This window comes from Faecalicatena contorta (assembly GCF_001404335.1).
Classification (GTDB): domain Bacteria; phylum Bacillota; class Clostridia; order Lachnospirales; family Lachnospiraceae; genus Faecalicatena; species Faecalicatena contortus_B.
This window is the reverse complement of record NZ_CYZU01000048.1, coordinates 12,956-29,508: the sequence shown is the minus strand read 5'-3', so window position 1 is coordinate 29,508 and position 16,553 is coordinate 12,956. Positions and strand designations below refer to the sequence as shown.

General features: G+C 40.4%; 23 protein-coding genes and 2 tRNA genes. 2 read left to right on the top strand and 23 right to left on the bottom strand.

Going from position 1 to position 16,553, the window contains the following annotated elements; genetic code table 11:
- Positions 1-3: 3 nt before the first annotated feature.
- The 13 genes from ARB69_RS19460 to ARB69_RS28505 all read right to left on the bottom strand — a co-directional run bounded on the left by ARB69_RS19460 (position 4) and on the right by ARB69_RS28505 (position 9,372).
- Complete coding sequence (locus ARB69_RS19460) at positions 4-582, bottom strand: hypothetical protein (protein WP_055154751.1); 579 nt, start codon at positions 580-582, stop codon at positions 4-6.
- Between the two features lie 281 nt (positions 583-863).
- Positions 864-2,378: a phage portal protein gene (locus tag ARB69_RS19450; RefSeq protein WP_055154749.1), complete on the bottom strand. Its 1,515-nt coding sequence runs from the start codon at positions 2,376-2,378 to the stop codon at positions 864-866.
- Positions 2,379-2,507: 129 nt separating this feature from the next.
- On the bottom strand, positions 2,508-2,939 hold the full coding sequence (locus tag ARB69_RS19445) for a hypothetical protein (protein ID WP_025655586.1): 432 nt from the start codon (positions 2,937-2,939) through the stop codon (positions 2,508-2,510).
- An 11-nt stretch (positions 2,940-2,950) separates the two neighbouring features.
- A complete protein-coding gene (locus ARB69_RS19440; RefSeq protein WP_055154748.1) occupies positions 2,951-5,605 on the bottom strand; it encodes an LAGLIDADG family homing endonuclease in 2,655 nt (884 codons plus the stop codon).
- A gap of 46 nt (positions 5,606-5,651) precedes the next feature.
- Positions 5,652-5,900 carry a hypothetical protein gene (locus ARB69_RS19435; RefSeq protein ID WP_055154747.1) on the bottom strand — a complete coding sequence of 83 codons (249 nt, stop codon included), beginning with the start codon at positions 5,898-5,900 and terminating at the stop codon, positions 5,652-5,654.
- Between the two features lie 56 nt (positions 5,901-5,956).
- The gene (locus ARB69_RS19430) at positions 5,957-6,142 is read right to left on the bottom strand and encodes a hypothetical protein (RefSeq protein ID WP_055154746.1); all 186 of its coding nucleotides are present in this window, start codon (positions 6,140-6,142) and stop codon (positions 5,957-5,959) included.
- A gap of 1 nt (position 6,143) precedes the next feature.
- Positions 6,144-6,452, bottom strand: coding sequence for a hypothetical protein (locus ARB69_RS19425; protein WP_055154745.1), 309 nt, complete (start codon positions 6,450-6,452; stop codon positions 6,144-6,146).
- 25 nt (positions 6,453-6,477) lie between these two features.
- A tRNA-Asn gene (locus ARB69_RS19420) sits at positions 6,478-6,550 on the bottom strand.
- Between the two features lie 220 nt (positions 6,551-6,770).
- A tRNA-Phe gene (locus tag ARB69_RS19415) sits at positions 6,771-6,854 on the bottom strand.
- Between the two features lie 278 nt (positions 6,855-7,132).
- On the bottom strand, positions 7,133-7,516 hold the full coding sequence (locus ARB69_RS19410) for a hypothetical protein (protein WP_055154744.1): 384 nt from the start codon (positions 7,514-7,516) through the stop codon (positions 7,133-7,135).
- Between the two features lie 269 nt (positions 7,517-7,785).
- Complete coding sequence (locus tag ARB69_RS19405) at positions 7,786-8,487, bottom strand: hypothetical protein (RefSeq protein WP_055154743.1); 702 nt, start codon at positions 8,485-8,487, stop codon at positions 7,786-7,788.
- 307 nt (positions 8,488-8,794) lie between these two features.
- Positions 8,795-9,055 carry a hypothetical protein gene (locus ARB69_RS19400; protein ID WP_055154742.1) on the bottom strand — a complete coding sequence of 87 codons (261 nt, stop codon included), beginning with the start codon at positions 9,053-9,055 and terminating at the stop codon, positions 8,795-8,797.
- A 95-nt stretch (positions 9,056-9,150) separates the two neighbouring features.
- Positions 9,151-9,372, bottom strand: a complete 222-nt coding sequence (locus ARB69_RS28505; RefSeq protein WP_025655578.1) for a helix-turn-helix domain-containing protein — start codon at positions 9,370-9,372, stop codon at positions 9,151-9,153.
- Between the two features lie 213 nt (positions 9,373-9,585).
- Between ARB69_RS28505 and ARB69_RS19390 the strand changes: the two genes are divergently transcribed.
- Together ARB69_RS19390 and ARB69_RS19385 are read left to right on the top strand one after the other, a co-directional pair.
- Positions 9,586-9,927: a hypothetical protein gene (locus tag ARB69_RS19390; protein ID WP_055154741.1), complete on the top strand. Its 342-nt coding sequence runs from the start codon at positions 9,586-9,588 to the stop codon at positions 9,925-9,927.
- A 353-nt stretch (positions 9,928-10,280) separates the two neighbouring features.
- Entirely contained in the window at positions 10,281-11,129 is an 849-nt protein-coding gene (locus tag ARB69_RS19385; protein WP_055154740.1) for a recombinase family protein, read from the top strand.
- Between the two features lie 204 nt (positions 11,130-11,333).
- Here ARB69_RS19385 and ARB69_RS19380 read toward each other — a convergent pair whose 3' ends face one another.
- The 10 genes from ARB69_RS19380 to ARB69_RS19350 all read right to left on the bottom strand — a co-directional run bounded on the left by ARB69_RS19380 (position 11,334) and on the right by ARB69_RS19350 (position 16,442).
- On the bottom strand, positions 11,334-12,371 hold the full coding sequence (locus ARB69_RS19380; protein WP_055154739.1) for a tyrosine-type recombinase/integrase: 1,038 nt from the start codon (positions 12,369-12,371) through the stop codon (positions 11,334-11,336).
- Positions 12,372-12,545: 174 nt separating this feature from the next.
- The gene (locus tag ARB69_RS26850; protein ID WP_157355690.1) at positions 12,546-12,719 is read right to left on the bottom strand and encodes a hypothetical protein; all 174 of its coding nucleotides are present in this window, start codon (positions 12,717-12,719) and stop codon (positions 12,546-12,548) included.
- A 51-nt stretch (positions 12,720-12,770) separates the two neighbouring features.
- Positions 12,771-12,929: a ribbon-helix-helix domain-containing protein gene (locus tag ARB69_RS26220; RefSeq protein WP_083487159.1), complete on the bottom strand. Its 159-nt coding sequence runs from the start codon at positions 12,927-12,929 to the stop codon at positions 12,771-12,773.
- A 57-nt stretch (positions 12,930-12,986) separates the two neighbouring features.
- On the bottom strand, positions 12,987-13,427 hold the full coding sequence (locus tag ARB69_RS19375) for a hypothetical protein (RefSeq protein ID WP_055154738.1): 441 nt from the start codon (positions 13,425-13,427) through the stop codon (positions 12,987-12,989).
- Positions 13,428-13,452: 25 nt separating this feature from the next.
- Positions 13,453-13,593: a hypothetical protein gene (locus tag ARB69_RS26845; protein WP_157355688.1), complete on the bottom strand. Its 141-nt coding sequence runs from the start codon at positions 13,591-13,593 to the stop codon at positions 13,453-13,455.
- Between the two features lie 9 nt (positions 13,594-13,602).
- Entirely contained in the window at positions 13,603-13,869 is a 267-nt protein-coding gene (locus ARB69_RS19370) for a hypothetical protein (protein WP_055154737.1), read from the bottom strand.
- A 33-nt stretch (positions 13,870-13,902) separates the two neighbouring features.
- Positions 13,903-14,208 (bottom strand): DUF551 domain-containing protein, encoded by a 306-nt coding sequence (locus ARB69_RS19365; RefSeq protein WP_055154736.1) that lies wholly within the window; start codon positions 14,206-14,208, stop codon positions 13,903-13,905.
- A gap of 33 nt (positions 14,209-14,241) precedes the next feature.
- The gene (locus tag ARB69_RS19360) at positions 14,242-15,090 is read right to left on the bottom strand and encodes a radical SAM protein (protein ID WP_157355686.1); all 849 of its coding nucleotides are present in this window, start codon (positions 15,088-15,090) and stop codon (positions 14,242-14,244) included.
- Between the two features lie 178 nt (positions 15,091-15,268).
- The gene (locus tag ARB69_RS19355; RefSeq protein ID WP_055154735.1) at positions 15,269-15,586 is read right to left on the bottom strand and encodes a DUF551 domain-containing protein; all 318 of its coding nucleotides are present in this window, start codon (positions 15,584-15,586) and stop codon (positions 15,269-15,271) included.
- A gap of 22 nt (positions 15,587-15,608) precedes the next feature.
- Complete coding sequence (locus tag ARB69_RS19350) at positions 15,609-16,442, bottom strand: hypothetical protein (protein WP_330377735.1); 834 nt, start codon at positions 16,440-16,442, stop codon at positions 15,609-15,611.
- Between the last annotated feature and the right edge of the window lie 111 nt (positions 16,443-16,553).

Genomic DNA, 16,553 nt, shown 5'->3' with positions numbered 1-16,553 from the left:
TCCTTATTTGTAAGCTCCAATAATGTCTTCTGCTCCCTTTGCATCGGAAGCGCTCTCTTTTACCATTGTTTCTGCGAATATTTCAGCATCAGTCTTCTCGTCTTCGCCACCGGAACCTCCGGTTCCACCAGAGGTCTTGGTCTTATCCATTAATTCTTCTTTTATTTTTTGCTCAGTTGCTTCCTTCTGCTTATTAAGCATATTTGACAATGTCGTTGCCATAGCTTTTGACTTCTCAGCATCTTCAGACACAATCCCATCAATCAGTCCCGCATAATCCTCTTCATTAAGGCCCGCAGAAATCAGTATTTTTTCCACATCTAAACGATTTGTCTTTTTAGCATATTCAGCCTTAGTATCATCTGCCTCTTTTAATGCTTTCTGGATTTTTTCAGCATCTGTCAAATCTGCATCAAGCAACTTTTGATATGCAACATCTCTTTCCTGCAACCGTTTTAATTCTTTAGGATCAACATTATTCTTCTTTGCTGCTGTTAAATCCGTGCCATTTATATTCAATATGGCTGTTATCTGTTCTTCAGTTGCATCCGGAAACTGTTCTTTTACTTGTTCACGTGTCATTTTTTCATCTCTCCCTTTCTGAAACATACACTTTTTTAACGCGGGACGCTCCGCATAGTTTCTGCCTTCTTACGCTCAGGCCTGCAAAAATAAAAGAGCATCATCAGTTGAATGTTACTCCGCTTGATGTCGCTCTATTTTTTAGATAACTCGGCTTTCTTTTAGGAATGAATTCATGTTTTTCAGTGAATGTATCAAAAATATTCATCCCCCCGCACTCTGTACGAGTACACTTAATGGTTCCTTTTCCTTCAAAATCGCCGAGGAGTTTCCCGCAGTTCTTACACCTTATTTCCACTACTTTCCACACCTTCCTTTGTTAATTTTGCAAGTTCTAAGGTTGCCTGTCTCTCATTTTCATACTCTTTCTGCTTCTCCTCTGCCGTTTGATACAATACATCTAAGTATTCTTTGGATTGCATGTAAACCTTTTCCGGGTCCCCCCAAAGATCGCATGTTTTAATGGCAATCTTGGGATGAATCCCTTTTTCAAGCAAATAAATGAGTGCTTGTGCTTTTACCAGCATGTTATCCGTCTTGTTCCTGGTAATTTTCACATCGATATCCGCTATAGTTAATTCTTGCGATATCTGCTGCTTTCTTTTCAGGATAAGCAATACATTACGCAGGAAGTCCTTTTCTGACTTAATTGTAAGTGGTTCATCTATTTTGGCCCTCTGTTCTGCGAAGTCCCACCCATTTCTTAAATATACCGCCTGCCCTGTGTCTCCTCCAGTATTTTGCTCTCTGTTTGGCATCCCCTCAATAATAAGGGCATTTTTATACAAGTCATCTTTCGCAGTTTGAGTCTGCTGCTGATCTAGTTGTTCAGATATCATACCGACATCTGCTGGAAATGACGGATTTACCGTTTTTACTTTCAATGCACCTAATTTACACATTTTTAAAAAGGTATCTTCATCTATCTCACAATTAACAAATTTCATAAACGCCTGTACGAACTGTTCAATACCATCTATACGGTTTGATTGGATCTTGTTTATTCCATCAAGCATGGTAATGACAATTTCAATATCTGATAATCGCCTATGATTATTAGGGTATTCTGTAAGGAGTACTCTCCCATACCCGTTGATTGTTTCATCTACGTTTTCACCTTTTATTTCATATACATGGTTATCGGTGGTGCATAAATAATAAGACTCGCCTTTTTCGTCTTCACAAATAGAAACCGACATCATTTTCCTATGTCCATGGGTTGATGAGTAGATAATGAAATTGGAACGCGGGTCTGATACATCAATACCCATCAGTGGTTCTCCTGGATCAACTTCACGCCTTAATTTCGACCAAACTTCACGATACGCTGTTCCTGCAGTACTCTGCCAGTCTCCTAAAAGAACATCGTCACTGGCCTTATCAAGAACTTTCATAATATTGTTTAACGCATCAATTTCCTTTGTTTTTTCTTCGTCATTATTAACTGATACGTACTGAATAGGCTCACCATACATTTGAGCTGTCATAAATCGCATAATTTCAAGAGCATGGTTTTCAACTATATTATTCTTTATATCTGGCCGCACATCCTTGGCCCGATACAATATAGGCTGATCTCCGTTTGTATAGTGATATAAATAGTCAATCTCCCGTCTATTCTGATTATGGATAGAAAGTGATTTAGATAATATTTCTAAAACATTGGATTTTGAAATCGTTTTCGAGTTGGTATAGATTACTTTTCTCCCAAACCGGCCATGGCAGACATCTACAAACGATTTTCTATTTTTATGATAAATAATGCTACCTATATCCACTATTTCACCAACTTTCATACAACTAAAAAAGCATCGGCAAATTTTATCAGCCAATGCTTTATGGGGGATTTTTATTAACTTTTATCTTCAACACTCTTTTTACATTCTAATAATACCATATATAATTATGAAATTTATGAGACTTTGCTATTTTAAATACTTTTTTATCCTTAATGACACATTTGATTGATCCATTCCGATTTTATTTGCTATCCACTGCTGGCTTTTACCCTCAACGGTATATTCAAAGATCATCTTATCCTCAATGTCTGTTATTCCGGAAATCAATTCATCAATTGCTAATTTCAATTCCTGCATTCTCTCAATATCCTGCTTAATGCTTATTTCAAGATATCTACACTTAACATCCCATTCTTCCCATCGCTTATATTCTTCAGATTCAGCTCCACAAACAGTAAAATTGCATTGTACATACGGGAATCCCCGGGAAGAACCTTTAACCTTTCCTGCCGTTACACCAGGTTCCCTGTCTTTATACCGCTCAAGTTTCTTTTTATTTTTTTCAATTGCCGGCTCCAATAGATGATAGTTTATGACATCTTTTCTTGTAATTATCATACATGCCTCCATTAACATGGTCTTTTTACTGCCTCACATTTTGCATATGATTCTCCAGATATTAATTGTAGAAGCTGTACTAATCCATCAGCACTATCTTCATGCTCATTCCTGCCAATTTGCACTATCATGCATAATTCTTCCATTGCTTTTTTATACTCTTCACTCTGTAATTCTGGCTTCAAAAAATAGAATCTACGCTTAATATCAGGGGCGTACTGAATGATTTTTGCCATTTTACCCAACTGATTACTTGCCTTCGCCCATGTAATATTTGTTTTGAATCCTTGTAGCTGAAGCAAACGATCAATATCTTCCGCATACTCATCTCCACCATTATTGGCTTCGAATCTCTCCATATTTGGCTTATGTTGCATCGTTTTGGCTATGACTAATGGTTTAGTAATATATTTATCACCTTGATTAAATATCCAATCAGATATATATACCGGACCATCTTCTCTGCTTCCAAATGCTTTTCCGAATGGCATTGATAAACTATCCCCACCACCCCACGCAACATCGCAGGCTGCAGCCGTAATACAGTCCCCGTCCGGAAGAACGCCATTATAATAATTTAACTCATCTTCAGGGAATAACAAGCCTTCCCTCACAAATGGCTTCTGCATAAATTTTGCCATCCACTCATTTTTATCAAGTCGGTTTTTCATATTCAGGTAATGTCTGGTAGAGAATCCTAATCCAAAATCATACTGAAAGTTAGACTCATTATTCTCATTTAATGCAGGAATTTTTCTGAATCTATAACGTGGATTGTCTTTATTATCTTTCTCTACTCTTCCAAGTGGATCAAGCACATTCCACCGAGTCCCTACCATTAATTCTTTGGCTCCATCATTTTTTCGGTCAACCAGCACATTCAAATAATCCTGATACCGGTTCTCCAATCTGATAGGACTTAAAGACTCAGTTCTGTCACGAATCATATCATCCACATATAAATATCCATCAGAAGATATATCAACAGCACCGGTCCATGTACCATCAATACCACGACAAGTGAGTGTAGCAAATGCTTCAATCTCACTATATCGTAATTCATTCTTTTCTGCTGATTTTCCACATAAGGATACGCCTGGGAATATTTCTGAAAAAGTATATTCTTCATTTAACGTGAGTTTAATTACATCATTGTAAAATCTGTCTGCCAGCACTCCTGAATGGCCTGACATAGCGTTATGGCTTTCTGGATGCCGACCGATAATCCATGCCAAGAAGAAAATACATACCGTACTATTATGTGTTGGGATACCCCTTCTTCCGACTCTGTAAATTCCGCCTTGAACAGATATGCAATTTCCCTGCTTAGGTTCAATATTCTCAATTTTTTTGATTGCAATTCTTCTCTTTTGAGAAAACTCAAATAGCTGTTTTCTTTCTAGTCTACATGGTATTGGATGTGTGGGATTAAATGAAATCACCCAGTATTTTTTTTTGCATTTTATTCCAGATGAAGACACATGTGGTTCAACCTCTTTGACATAGCATCTCCATCCAAATGTTGATACAAGAGATATGAAATCTTCTTTGAGCATTTCTTCTGCTGTAGTGAAATCATATCTATGTTCTTTTCTTCTTAAGCATCCATCTGTGTCAATCAATCCTGCAAGCAACTCTAATCTTTGTTGAATTGAAGAACACAAATAAATTCCAGGAATACGTTTTTCAACACGTTTTCTGCTATGGCACATTCCCATTTTTTGCAGACCATCTCGTAATCCCGCAAAACCGTAATATTCAACTCCTGTTGTCTTATGTGTTGTATGCCACGAAATAGGATATCCATCATTTACAATAGACTCAACAATGGCGTAGTCGTCCGAACTACCACATATATCTGGATTTTGATTTCTTCCATCTCCAAGCCACGCACCAAAAGTATACGGTTGTACTGGAAGTATTCTTGGCCAACCAATAATTGGCTGATATAGTGGAATCTGATACATAAACCTTCTTTTTCCAGTATTTGCATCTATGGATGCTATATCTGTCAACTCGTTAGTTTCCATGATTCTTTCTTTTTGCTGATGTCTATCTCTTACAATCCACTCGTGGTTTTCATGACAATCTATGTACGAACCATCGGTGAACCAGACTCGCTTATTTGCATATGATTTAGGAAATACATGAGTTACTTTTACTGGCATTCCATCATAGTCATACACATAATCTCCAACCTTCAAATCTCCATGATTCTTCCAACCTTCATCCGTCAAAACAGGCGTGTCGTCTGAAATTAGTTTGCCTACTCGTGGCGGGAGACTGATTCCAAGAAAATCAAGTTTACCATCTTCCAAATCCTGTAAATCATCTACTACGATTTTGAGTGTTCGCCTTCTTGGAAAGTAAAATCTCTTCTTAGGCTTCCTGTTACGCTCCATGTACAAAAGAAAAGATTCAAATATATTAGGTGCCTCAAATAAAATGGCTCTCCAATATAAATTATTTAGTTCCTGTGTGGGGGGAAGATTTGGAATTAACTCTTTTATGTATTTCGTTATCTTCAAACAGTAATCCAAATCCGTCTCATCTTCCTGATATACCAGTATAGCCATATCTAAGAGATCACGAAGATGATTGTATTGAGTCAGGTCAGAATCCTTTATTGCTTCGATTATTTGTCTATTTTTGTCTGAAACTGCCACATTGCACCATCCTTTGAATGGCGCTCAGTGGCACTCTATTTTACAATTATTCCCTCTCATTCCTCATAAACAATGACACCCGCGGCTGACCGCCCACCACTGATAAGAAAATATTTGGACGTTTGCCAGCTTTCACTTCTTTCAAAATCTGTACAATCTCCTCATTGGAGAACTCCCAGCATGAAACCAATTCATCCGTCTGGAATTGTTCGTTATATAGCTTGCATGCTGGAAGATTATCACATCCTTCCGCTGTAAAGACTACATTTTGTTCTGAAAACTCTATTGGATTCATTTGCGACACCTCCTTTTTATCTGAAATCCATGGATTTTCCCCCAATTACTCACGTTTCACACTTTCCTCCGCAGATTCGCAACCATTCTTGCACATTTATAGGCGTTTTGACATCTGATCATCGTAATATAGCTGTAAGCAGCGTCTCCCAATGCCGTAATATCCGTCTTCTCAACATCCGGTACAAAATCACCACAATATGAACAGTAATCTTGTAATTCCAAAGAAAATCCTTCCACCATATCACTCCACCTCTGTATTATTGCAGTACACAAGCAGATGCTCCGCAATATGGCGTAAATCCTTATTGGAATACATATCTGCTTCGTATTCATCAGGAACCCCCTCATTAAATGCCTTTTGAAATGGATTTGCTCTACATGTTACTGTAGATCTGATGAGCATAGCTGCCACTTCAATAGGCTTCACAGGTAAATTAACCTTCACGCGCTGAATTTCCTCTAATTCGGATTGCAGACACTTAATATGCTCCCTCAATTCATTGTTTTCTGCCACCAGGTTTTCTATTGCCTTTTCTCTACATTCGAACATTGCAAAACCTCCTTATTCGTCATAACGGAATCGATAGGACTTGAACCTATGACATTTCGGTTAACAGCCGAACGCTCTCCCTACTGAGCTACGATTCCTTGCACGGTTCACGTTTCTACCACTGAATTATGTGCCAATACGCAGTTACCGCTTAGATTATCACGCTTGTGCATATACCGCGTCCGTATATGACATTAAAGGTTTTCGAGCATACCGTAGGCATACCTAAACTTCCTACAATCAGTTTTCAGCGATCATTGTCTTTCTCTGTGAGGTGTTCTGCTTACTCTCACATCATCCGGGCGCGACCCGGCATCTTGGAAAAGTTTGGATTCGAACCAAAATCTTGCTCTCCCTGTTTTATAGTGCGCACCGCTGCTCTGCCAGTTGAGCTACTTTCCCATAACCGCCATCCGACGGTTAGCAGTAATATTTTTCGTGCCTTGCGTTGCACTATCCGATTTTTATTATTACGCCTCCCGAACCGGCAAGTACACGGCGTGCAGATTACTCTGCAGATATGAATTCATATACGGTCTTTCCCGTCGTCAAGAGGGAATAGTCCCACACAGTTCACCCTCCCTTGGTCTGCTTCCTTACTGTCGCTTTCGCTTGCCTCCGCAGTTATACTATGTATACCGCTCTTTCAGACCTCTTCCACTTTGCCTTCGAGTCTAAATCTATTTGCACAACCTTGAAACAATTGCTTTAGTGGCTGAAATAATCAGATATGCTACTGTTGATGCAAGCATGCATTTTATGATCGTCCATCCAATAAGCATTCCTGTAAGCGCTCCGGCATCAAATGCAATGCATGCGGTCAGTATGGCCTTAATAAACATCACCCACAAGCCAAAGTATGCGGCTGCCGCAATCCCGGCAACTGTTATAATCATCGCCAGAAATGCTTTTGCTGCCTGTTTTAGATTTTCATTTTTCATCTTCGCATTCTCCTTTTCATCGGCGAATTCAATTGCATCATAGCAACCAATCCTTTCTATCGCGTAAAACGCTCCATCTTCTCCGATTATCCCATAATCAATCTCTTTCTCATCAGGACCCATGTCACATCTCCTATCAGTTCTATCCCTTTTTTATTTAAAATTTGCTTGGGGGACCGAGCAGGTGCCCCGGGGGGCGTTTCCACCAGACCCCCACCCCCATCAACAACATACCATAAAACGCATTAACTGAATTTTCATCTATACGACAAATAACTATTTGTTATACAGATAGTATACTGCATATTGTGTTGTCAATTGTTTGCATACAACATATAGATTCATTCCTCGTATTATCTGACAATTGCATACAATTGTTTATAAATTGTATGTCAAAAATCCTTATCTGGAAGCTGTTTGGGCTCCTGGTAATCTGACGCGATCTGTTCCGCCGTCCTTGTTGCATTGCCGTCCTGCTCTCTATGTAGCACCAAGGAACCTTCCACCCAGCCTTTTTCTATCTTTCCTTTCGCAAGCGCCCCAATATTGCCCTGCAATGTCATCGCGGTTAAACACGTTTCCCGCTCATTGCTCAACTTTTTGTAAATATCGGAGTGCGCAGAGCTGAGTTTCTGCCTATATTCCTCGCCCTGATGCCTCATTTTCCAGTAGGCTATATCAGGTATTACATCACCTTCTAGGTCATAATATACATAACTCCTAGTCTCACTATTAGCCCATGCATAAATAGTAGACTCATCTATCCCAGTAAGCTTAGAAAACCCTGCTATAGATATCTCTTTACCGTACTCATAACATAGATTAATATAATGGTCACATATACTATTAATCATATCAGGATCATTGTAATTAATAGTACTGTTACTCCTATGTCTGATATTACTTGGATTATCAATAGGCTTAAATACATGTCTATATATGTACATCAATACACTATTCCACCTCATCTGATTTATATCATAGCATTTTACCTTCTTCTCTTCTTCGTATAGATGGAGATATAGATCAATATCAGACTCATATACCTCTACAGTATTCTCTTCTTCCACTGCTCTTTCAGTAATTTTAGACATGTATTCTCACCACTCTTTCTGATTCAGTTTATTCCAGATCCTCGCATATCCTATCATCGTCCAATTTTAAGCATCTCCAAAATTTACAGCTCATTCTCAAACCCTCCAAAATCAAATAAAAAAAGCCGCCACCTGCTGCAATTACGTTATGCAACGGGTCACGGCTCCTAGAGCTACCAAGATTTCAATCCACCTCACAAGAGGACTACTATATTATCTATTACGATACCATTAGATCATGGGGCTTGTCAACCCCTTGATTTTATATTATAGAGCCGGTGGCAAGTCCGGCCCCAAGTTTATGGTGCTATGCTGTTCTCTTCTCCAGCTCCTCAACTCTTCTATTGAGCTGATCAATCATCTTGAGCAATAGAGTTGTATTATCACTTTCGAGTTTTGTGATACGGTAGTACTGACTTAACTCTTCCATATTTTTCTTGACTTCCGTGATCTGCTTCTCTAGATATGTTTGGGTTCTTCCAATTTCATCTAGCAATAGGCTTTCAGTCTGTTCCGCCCGTGCATCAATTAATTTTGCAATTGCTTCTAAGTCTTTACGATCTAACATTTCATTGCCTCCATTCTTTCAGGCACTTGCCTTGCCTGTTAATGTTATTATAGTCTATTATCGTGTATTTGTCAACATTCTATTATCGTGTACTATCACTTATTTTTGTACTCCATAATATCACCCGGCTGACAATTCAGCAACCTGCACAAATTACATATAACCTCACACGTTACATTTTCATTTTTAGTCAGCTTTGCGACAGTATTTGAATGCAGGCCATTATTCTTAAGCCACTGTTTATTAAGTTCTTTTTTCTTCATAACAATCCATAATTTCGCAAAATCTATATATCCGTTTTCCCCATAATTAGCCAATTAAAACACCTACTTTCCTATGTATATAATAATAGATTTTCTTCATTTCGTCAACGTCTATTTTCTTGTACTATTTATACAATAAAAATGCGTTTCTTTTCATCTATTTTTGTGTACTATTGCATATTGAATTATCGTCTATTTTCGTGTATATTTATATTAACAAATAAAACAGCAGAGCACCCGGAGAACACCGGGAGAAAGAAGGACATTATGAAAAATAATAAAATCCAAAACACAATTACTTTATATAAGGGGTATAATCCAAATCTTTTTGGCGGATGGTTCTGGAGCCTCGAAGAAGTGTGGAATGACTGGGATCACGTATACTCAGACCCATATATAGTAGAACTTCCAGAAGGATTTTATGTTGGTGAGTGCATCACAGGACAACCAATGATTTTTAAGAAGAGCTGCAACTTAGGATATGACGTATGCATAGGTCAAAATTCAGAAAATGGAAAGCCACATCTGGTAGGTGGCCACCCTGTAGAAAATATTACCTTAAAAGTCATTGGCCCGGCAGATAAAAAGATTGAAGCAGATGAACATTAACCGTCGCAGAGAATGCCAGCCGGCCCGATACCGGCGGCGGTATTGCCCTCTATAAGGGGCATTTAAAGCTTGTAAGGCATCCACCCATGTATAAGTCCTTACTGTACCACAAGTACTTAATGCGCGACCGTACCCGTCTACAGAACGTATTAAGCCGGTCACTCATCAACCCTAGTAACGCCCCGGTGAAGTTATCCGGCGCTTAACGGTTGCGCGATAGCATCCAGCATATTTACAGTATACAACCTATAGGCCACGGGGCGGGACACGGACGGTTGTGTGCTCGCCATATGCAAAAATAATCAGGCCTGATACTGCCCCAGTGTTATGCTGGGGCATTTGAAGGAGAAAAAATGAAGAATAAAGTATTAAGAGTCGCAATATATATACGCGTAAGTACATATGATCAAGCACGTGACGGATACTCTTTGGATGCACAGGAAAAGGCTCTGATTAAGTGGTGCAATAACAGAGGGTATGAAATTTATCATCTATATGCTGATCGCGGGATATCTGGAAAAGATATTAATCATCGCCCAGAAATGCGTAAATTATTACGTGATGCACAAGATGGTAAGTTTGATTTAGTCCTTTTTTGGTCCCTCAGTCGATTTACCCGAAGCGTATCCGATTTGTATAATACAATGTCATTACTACAGCAACATAATGTAAGGATGACATCACTAACAGAATCATTTGACACCGCCTCACCGATGGGGCGTGCAATGATCGGCATCGTCGGAGTATTCGCGCAATTGGAACGTGAGCTAACAGGAGAGCGCGTATTTTTTGCAATGCAAGAACGTGCGCAACAAGGGAAGCGCACGTGCTCTGATGTGTTAGGATATAATGTAAGCGGAAAGGATACATTTGTCATTAATCCCACGGAAGCAGAATATGTTAAATTTGTATTTGAAAAATACCTTGAACGAAAAAACCTATCTGAAGTTGCAAAATTATGCCGACAACAAGGTTATCGTGGCAAGCGCGGGAAAATTCCTACGGCGTATAGCGTATCTGTAATCTTGACACGGCCTATATACTGTGGGTATAATACATTCTGCGGAGAGCTATACAAAGGCAACCACGAGCCAATAATAGACATCAAAACTTTTAACCGCGTGCAATTCCTCCTTAAAAAGCAGGGGCGGTTTTCAGGGAGGACTAAACAAAAAATGTATAAAATAATTCCTGCGTGCTAGTTAGATAACACGATTTTGAGGGCATTTCTGGAAATCCAGATTTTTGCCCTCATTTTTTTCATGGCGACATCTTTTTTTCGGAGAAACTTTCCGAAGAATTTCTTGCAAAGATACCTTATAACGCGCGATTTTTCGGACTGATCTCATACCATTTTTTATGTAGCGGATCCGCAGCACATAAAGGCGGCCTTAGCCTATTGTAAGCTACGCTGCCTGCCGTCTGATGCTGCGTAATGTATCAGACGTAGACTCCGCGTAATACTTGCTTGTCGTGGCTGGGCTGGTGTGCCCCAGCACCTCCTGGATCACTCCGAGGTCGTATCCCTTATTCTTTAAGGTCATTCCGAGTGTTTTGCGGAACTTGTGGGGGTATACCTTACATGACATACCCTGCCGCCGTGCAATGTCTTTAAGGACGGCTCTCACGCCGCAGGGCTTAAGTCTACTGTACGGTACCCGCTTGCCAACGATCAGCGCCTCGCAATCGTCCTCCCGCTCATTAAGATACTCCCGCAGGTAGTACATGGCGGCCTCATCTATGTATGCCGGGGTATTGAGTCCACCCTTCTGGCGGCGTACCCATACATCCCCAGTTTTAAAATCCACATCCTCAATGTTAACGCTGCAGAACTCTCCCACCCGCAGGCCTGTGCTGCGCAATACCTCTACCAGCGCCCGATCACGCTTGCTCTCACAGCCTTCACGCAGTTTTTCCAGTTCCTCCTGGGTAAAGTAATCTATATTATTTTTGCTTACCTGCTTTTTCCCCACGGATTCCACCGGGTTATCGAAAATGAGCTTCTCGATCCGCATCCAGTTAAAAAATGCCGACAGATAGCGCCGCTCATTATTGATCGTGCTTGCCTTATTTACTTTGCCGGTCTTGTCCACGTTTCGCCGCTCGTACCATCTGAGGTATTGTTTAATATCGATGTCGGTCATCTCGACCAGCGGCTTGTCTATCTGCGTCAGCAGCTTTTTGATGGCATTGAGGTAGTTATATTTCGTCTCCTCTTTAAGCTCCTCTTTTTTTATTAAAAAGAGCTGGATCACGTACTTATTTTGCTCATCTATGCTGTTGTTTACCTCTGCCGGCAGCGTGGTTATCTCCTCAACATTGACCCGCACAAGTTGCTCCTCGATCAGATTACTCAATATCTGTAAAACCGCCTTATCCACGTACTCTGCCATGCCTACCAAAATAGCGTCTCTCATCTGTGATTTTATTATTTGTGTACTCATAAATTTATCCTCCTTCGTATTGCCCAAGAAGATAAATTATGTTACAATCTTCTCAGGTAAGTGGGTAACGGAATTCTCGCCAAAGAATACAGTCCGTTACCTGTTTTTTATTTAGTTATCTATAAAAAACTCACTCACCCAATAAATCAATCCACCGGCTCCCTACTTCCGGTTTCAATTATCTTTTTTCCCGAATAGCAATTGCTTGAATATTTCGTTCTGCTCGCTTATGATCTGAACATATTCGTTATACGCGCGTCTTGTAATTATATTCAATATCGTATCTGCAAGGATAAGCAGTAACCATATCGTGCATATTACTATCATAATTATCTCATTTGTTGTCATAACTGTTCTCCTTCATTAAATTTTGGTTCTGTTGTGTATCAATACGTATCGTTACACACCGATATAATTATCCAGCGCCTTGCGGATCACCCAGGAGATGGAGCGATCTTCTTTCTGGCAATGCTCCAGCAGCCTCTTATACTGCTCTGGATCCATGCTTATATTCTGCCGGATGTACTTCTTATCCTGGTCCTTCTTAGGCCTCCCCATATCTCCATCTCCTTTCGGTGTGTATTTACACACAATTTTTTAGATTTTTTGGTTTAGTTACCAGCTTTGATGTTTTTCATGTATTGTTTCAAATCCATCATAATCACTAATTTCCCATTCGATATTATCCGGAATTTCAATAATTTCTATATTGCCACACATACCATTCGCAAATGATCCTAATTCTTCGATAGCCGTAATTAATTCTTTATCAGTACGTTCTAAATCTCTATAAGACCAATATCCCGAATCCTCTCCTGTAGGAAACTCTTCAAACTCCTCTCCATAGTCTTTAGTAAATACATACCATATGTCTAATAAACTTTTTTCCTGTTTTTCTGGTTCTTTGACTTTCACAAATTTATCTTGTCCGTCACTAAAATAATGTTTTGTTTGCTTGTAGAAATGGCATTCTTTTCCCTTTAGATCTAATATTCTTTTTTGTGCAATCGGAGAAAGCGAAAATCCTCCAAAGCATTTATTAACTGCGATCTTCATAAATAATCTCCTTTTCAATTTTGGTTTAGTGCAGCAATATAACGCTTGTAGCAAAAAATCCAACTGCTATACCCATGCCCACTAAAAGACCAATACATCCCCATGCAAGCGCCTGTATGACAGCATCAAATAATTTCTTGCATATTTTTATAAGTTTATTTTTCATTTATGCCTCCTATATTCTGTTTTTTTCTTCTGCCGTTTCATAAGTCTTTGCAAAAATGTCAGGCTTACATGGATATACTTCTCCGTTGACACCATGAATGATAAAATCGCCTTTGTCGGCTCTCATCGTACCTTCAAGCGTTTTTATATCGCATGTCCCGTCTGCATGCGTAGTAATTATCTGATCTATTACCCTGTCTATAAACCAATCTGGCAGACAATCGTCAATCATGTACCTTACTGCCTCAATCACTACTGGTTTCTTTCTGTATTTCATCTCCTACCTCTTTCCCCGGCCAGCAGCCGGAATCTATTCTGGTCTATACCGATCTGGCAGTGGCATCCATGCAAGCACCCGATCCAATGCCCCGTTGTATGTACTCCATGTAGGTCTGTCATTGTTGTCTACAAGGCAATCTATAAACGTAGACGCATCATCCTCATTGACATCACACACTGCCACAAGTACATCTCTATGTAGTTCCGGTAGCCGCTCTGTTACCGGGATCCATTGCCGTACAGTGGGCTGTTCGTCGATTATATCTTTAACTGTTCTATTTCCATCAAAATACACATCCTGTTCTGATATCAGCTTATCCGCATCAATCAACCGCATATTCTCTTCCTCCTTTTCTAAATGCCAGTATAGTTAATATCTAAATCCTTTACGCCGGCAGTATTCTAGCCATGTTTCTGATCGGTAACATCCGCCATACATATACCTCTGCTGGAATTCAAGTTGTGCCTTATTTGGCATAACCCCCAACCGCTCATTACGTTCCGCCTGGGCATACAAATTAATAGCCTTATACCCTTTCAGCGCCTCCACGCGCTCCGTCGCGTCTTCGATATCCGCTGTCACCAGCAAATATACAAAAATCCTATATGGTCTAATCCCGTGTTTCCCGAGCAGCTCAATCGTGCGGCGGATCGGCTCGATCTGCGATTTCTGGTCGCAGGAAAACCGAATAAATCTTATCCATTTCAGCCTTGCAAGTATCCCGGCTATGTAATTGTCCACCAGCCGGGCATCCATGCCTTGGTTAAGATCAATTCGGTAGCCGCTGCCGATCATACGCTCCAACTGCTCTATACCATAACTACAGGCCAGAATATTATTGTCCATCAACACCAACTTGTCCGTATCCGATCTGACTATATCCTGCCAGTTCCGGTATGGCCTGATCTGCCCTTCCTTTTTAGGGACAATGCACCATCGACAATGATTCGGGCATCCTCTTGTTATGTATCCGATAGCATAATCACAGTCAGGATATATGGAGTAATCCGGATACATGTTGTCTATCTCTAGCGGCAACTCCTGATCCATTGGCAGGTCACGATATCCTGTTCCTCCACGGATCGCATCATCTGGCAGGTACGGGTTATCCGGAGTAAAATCAAATACCTTGCTGCTATACACCCGATCATAATGCGTAGTCGGTATCCACCACTCGACTGTATCTCCTAGTCTCTTATGCCAAGCTGATATTTTCATAAGCGCCAAGTTTGGGAAATTCTTGCTGCGCTTAAAATGTTCTTTTTCTGCATCATGCAGTCCTATTATCATATTTTTTATGAAAGGGATCCCTTTAATGCCGGCCGGCAAAATCTCCTTTCTTTGATCGCTAAATCTTAAGTTAGTCATTAAAAGTTATAACCGTAGTCATTAAGGGTTAATTTCCAGGGCTATACGGATCAGACTTTCTCCATGCAATTACCTTTTCATAATCTGCAAGTTCGCGCCACTCGGATTCTTCTATATCGTAATCATCCTTGTGTGCAAACCATATTGTCTGTTCGATCCTGTCGTCTGTTTCGGTATCTTCTGTTGTCACACAGTAATAATCACTTTCATCTGGAAGACGCTCTGACACCGGTATCCATCTAAAAGACTCTATCACTTCGTCTAACAACCACACGGTACGTAATAATTCATCACGCGTCATTTTTGCCCGCTCTTCTTTTGTTGGTTTGGGTGTTATAAGTTCCATATCATTCCTCCTAAATGTTAAATTATGCTACATAGTCCTCGAATCGCTTACACGACCTCCATATAATCCGATTATTAACCCACCGCTGCATGTCTCGGTAAACCGGTGCTGCGTGCTCCTTATCGTATACCATCACGTATGGGTCAAACCGAAGATCCCGCAGGGTGTAAATCCTATGTAAATCCTGCTCTATCGTGCTATCAAAATTAGTTAATACATATACGACCTTTCCGGCCTCTGATTTCCTGCTGTAACACTCTGCGAATCTCTTAAAATCCTCTGTGAGATCCTGATCAGGCTGATCCCACGCCAGATGCACCCTCTTGATCCGCATCCGGTTCAGCATTTCGATCCGATCCGGTGTTGCCAGCCTCACGTCAATGCCCTGTGTAAAATCTATAATTGCCCTGGATTCTATTAGCTGTCCCAGCAGATCATCCCACTCTCGGCAAGCAAATATATTTGGATCACACAATTTTATTTTTCTCTGACCATTCCAGAACTCACGTAGATCTGCCACCTTTCGGCTTACCATCCCTTCTTTGACTGCAACATGACAAAAGCTGCAGCCACGCGGACATCCTCTGGTTAAAAATCCAAATGCGGTATCTCTGGTTATCTCAGGATACAGGCCATAATCCGGATAGATATGCTCAATTTCTTCCGGCAGTAAGTTATCCCTCTCAGCCCGGTATACTTCTTTTCCGCCTACTAAATCAATGCAGTACCCGGATCCGCGCCGGATTATCTCATCAGCATTTATGCACTGGTCATAATCCTGCGTAAATGAAAACACCTTGCTCATATACACTCTATTGCAGCGCCCTGAAAATAGTGGATGATACCACTCAACCATGTCTCCCTGCTGCTTGTGCCATGCCGACAATTTCATCAGTGGCAAATTTGGAAAATTATGTCCGTCCACGTCTATAAGTCCAATTTTTATACCATTCACCTCCTGATCAGT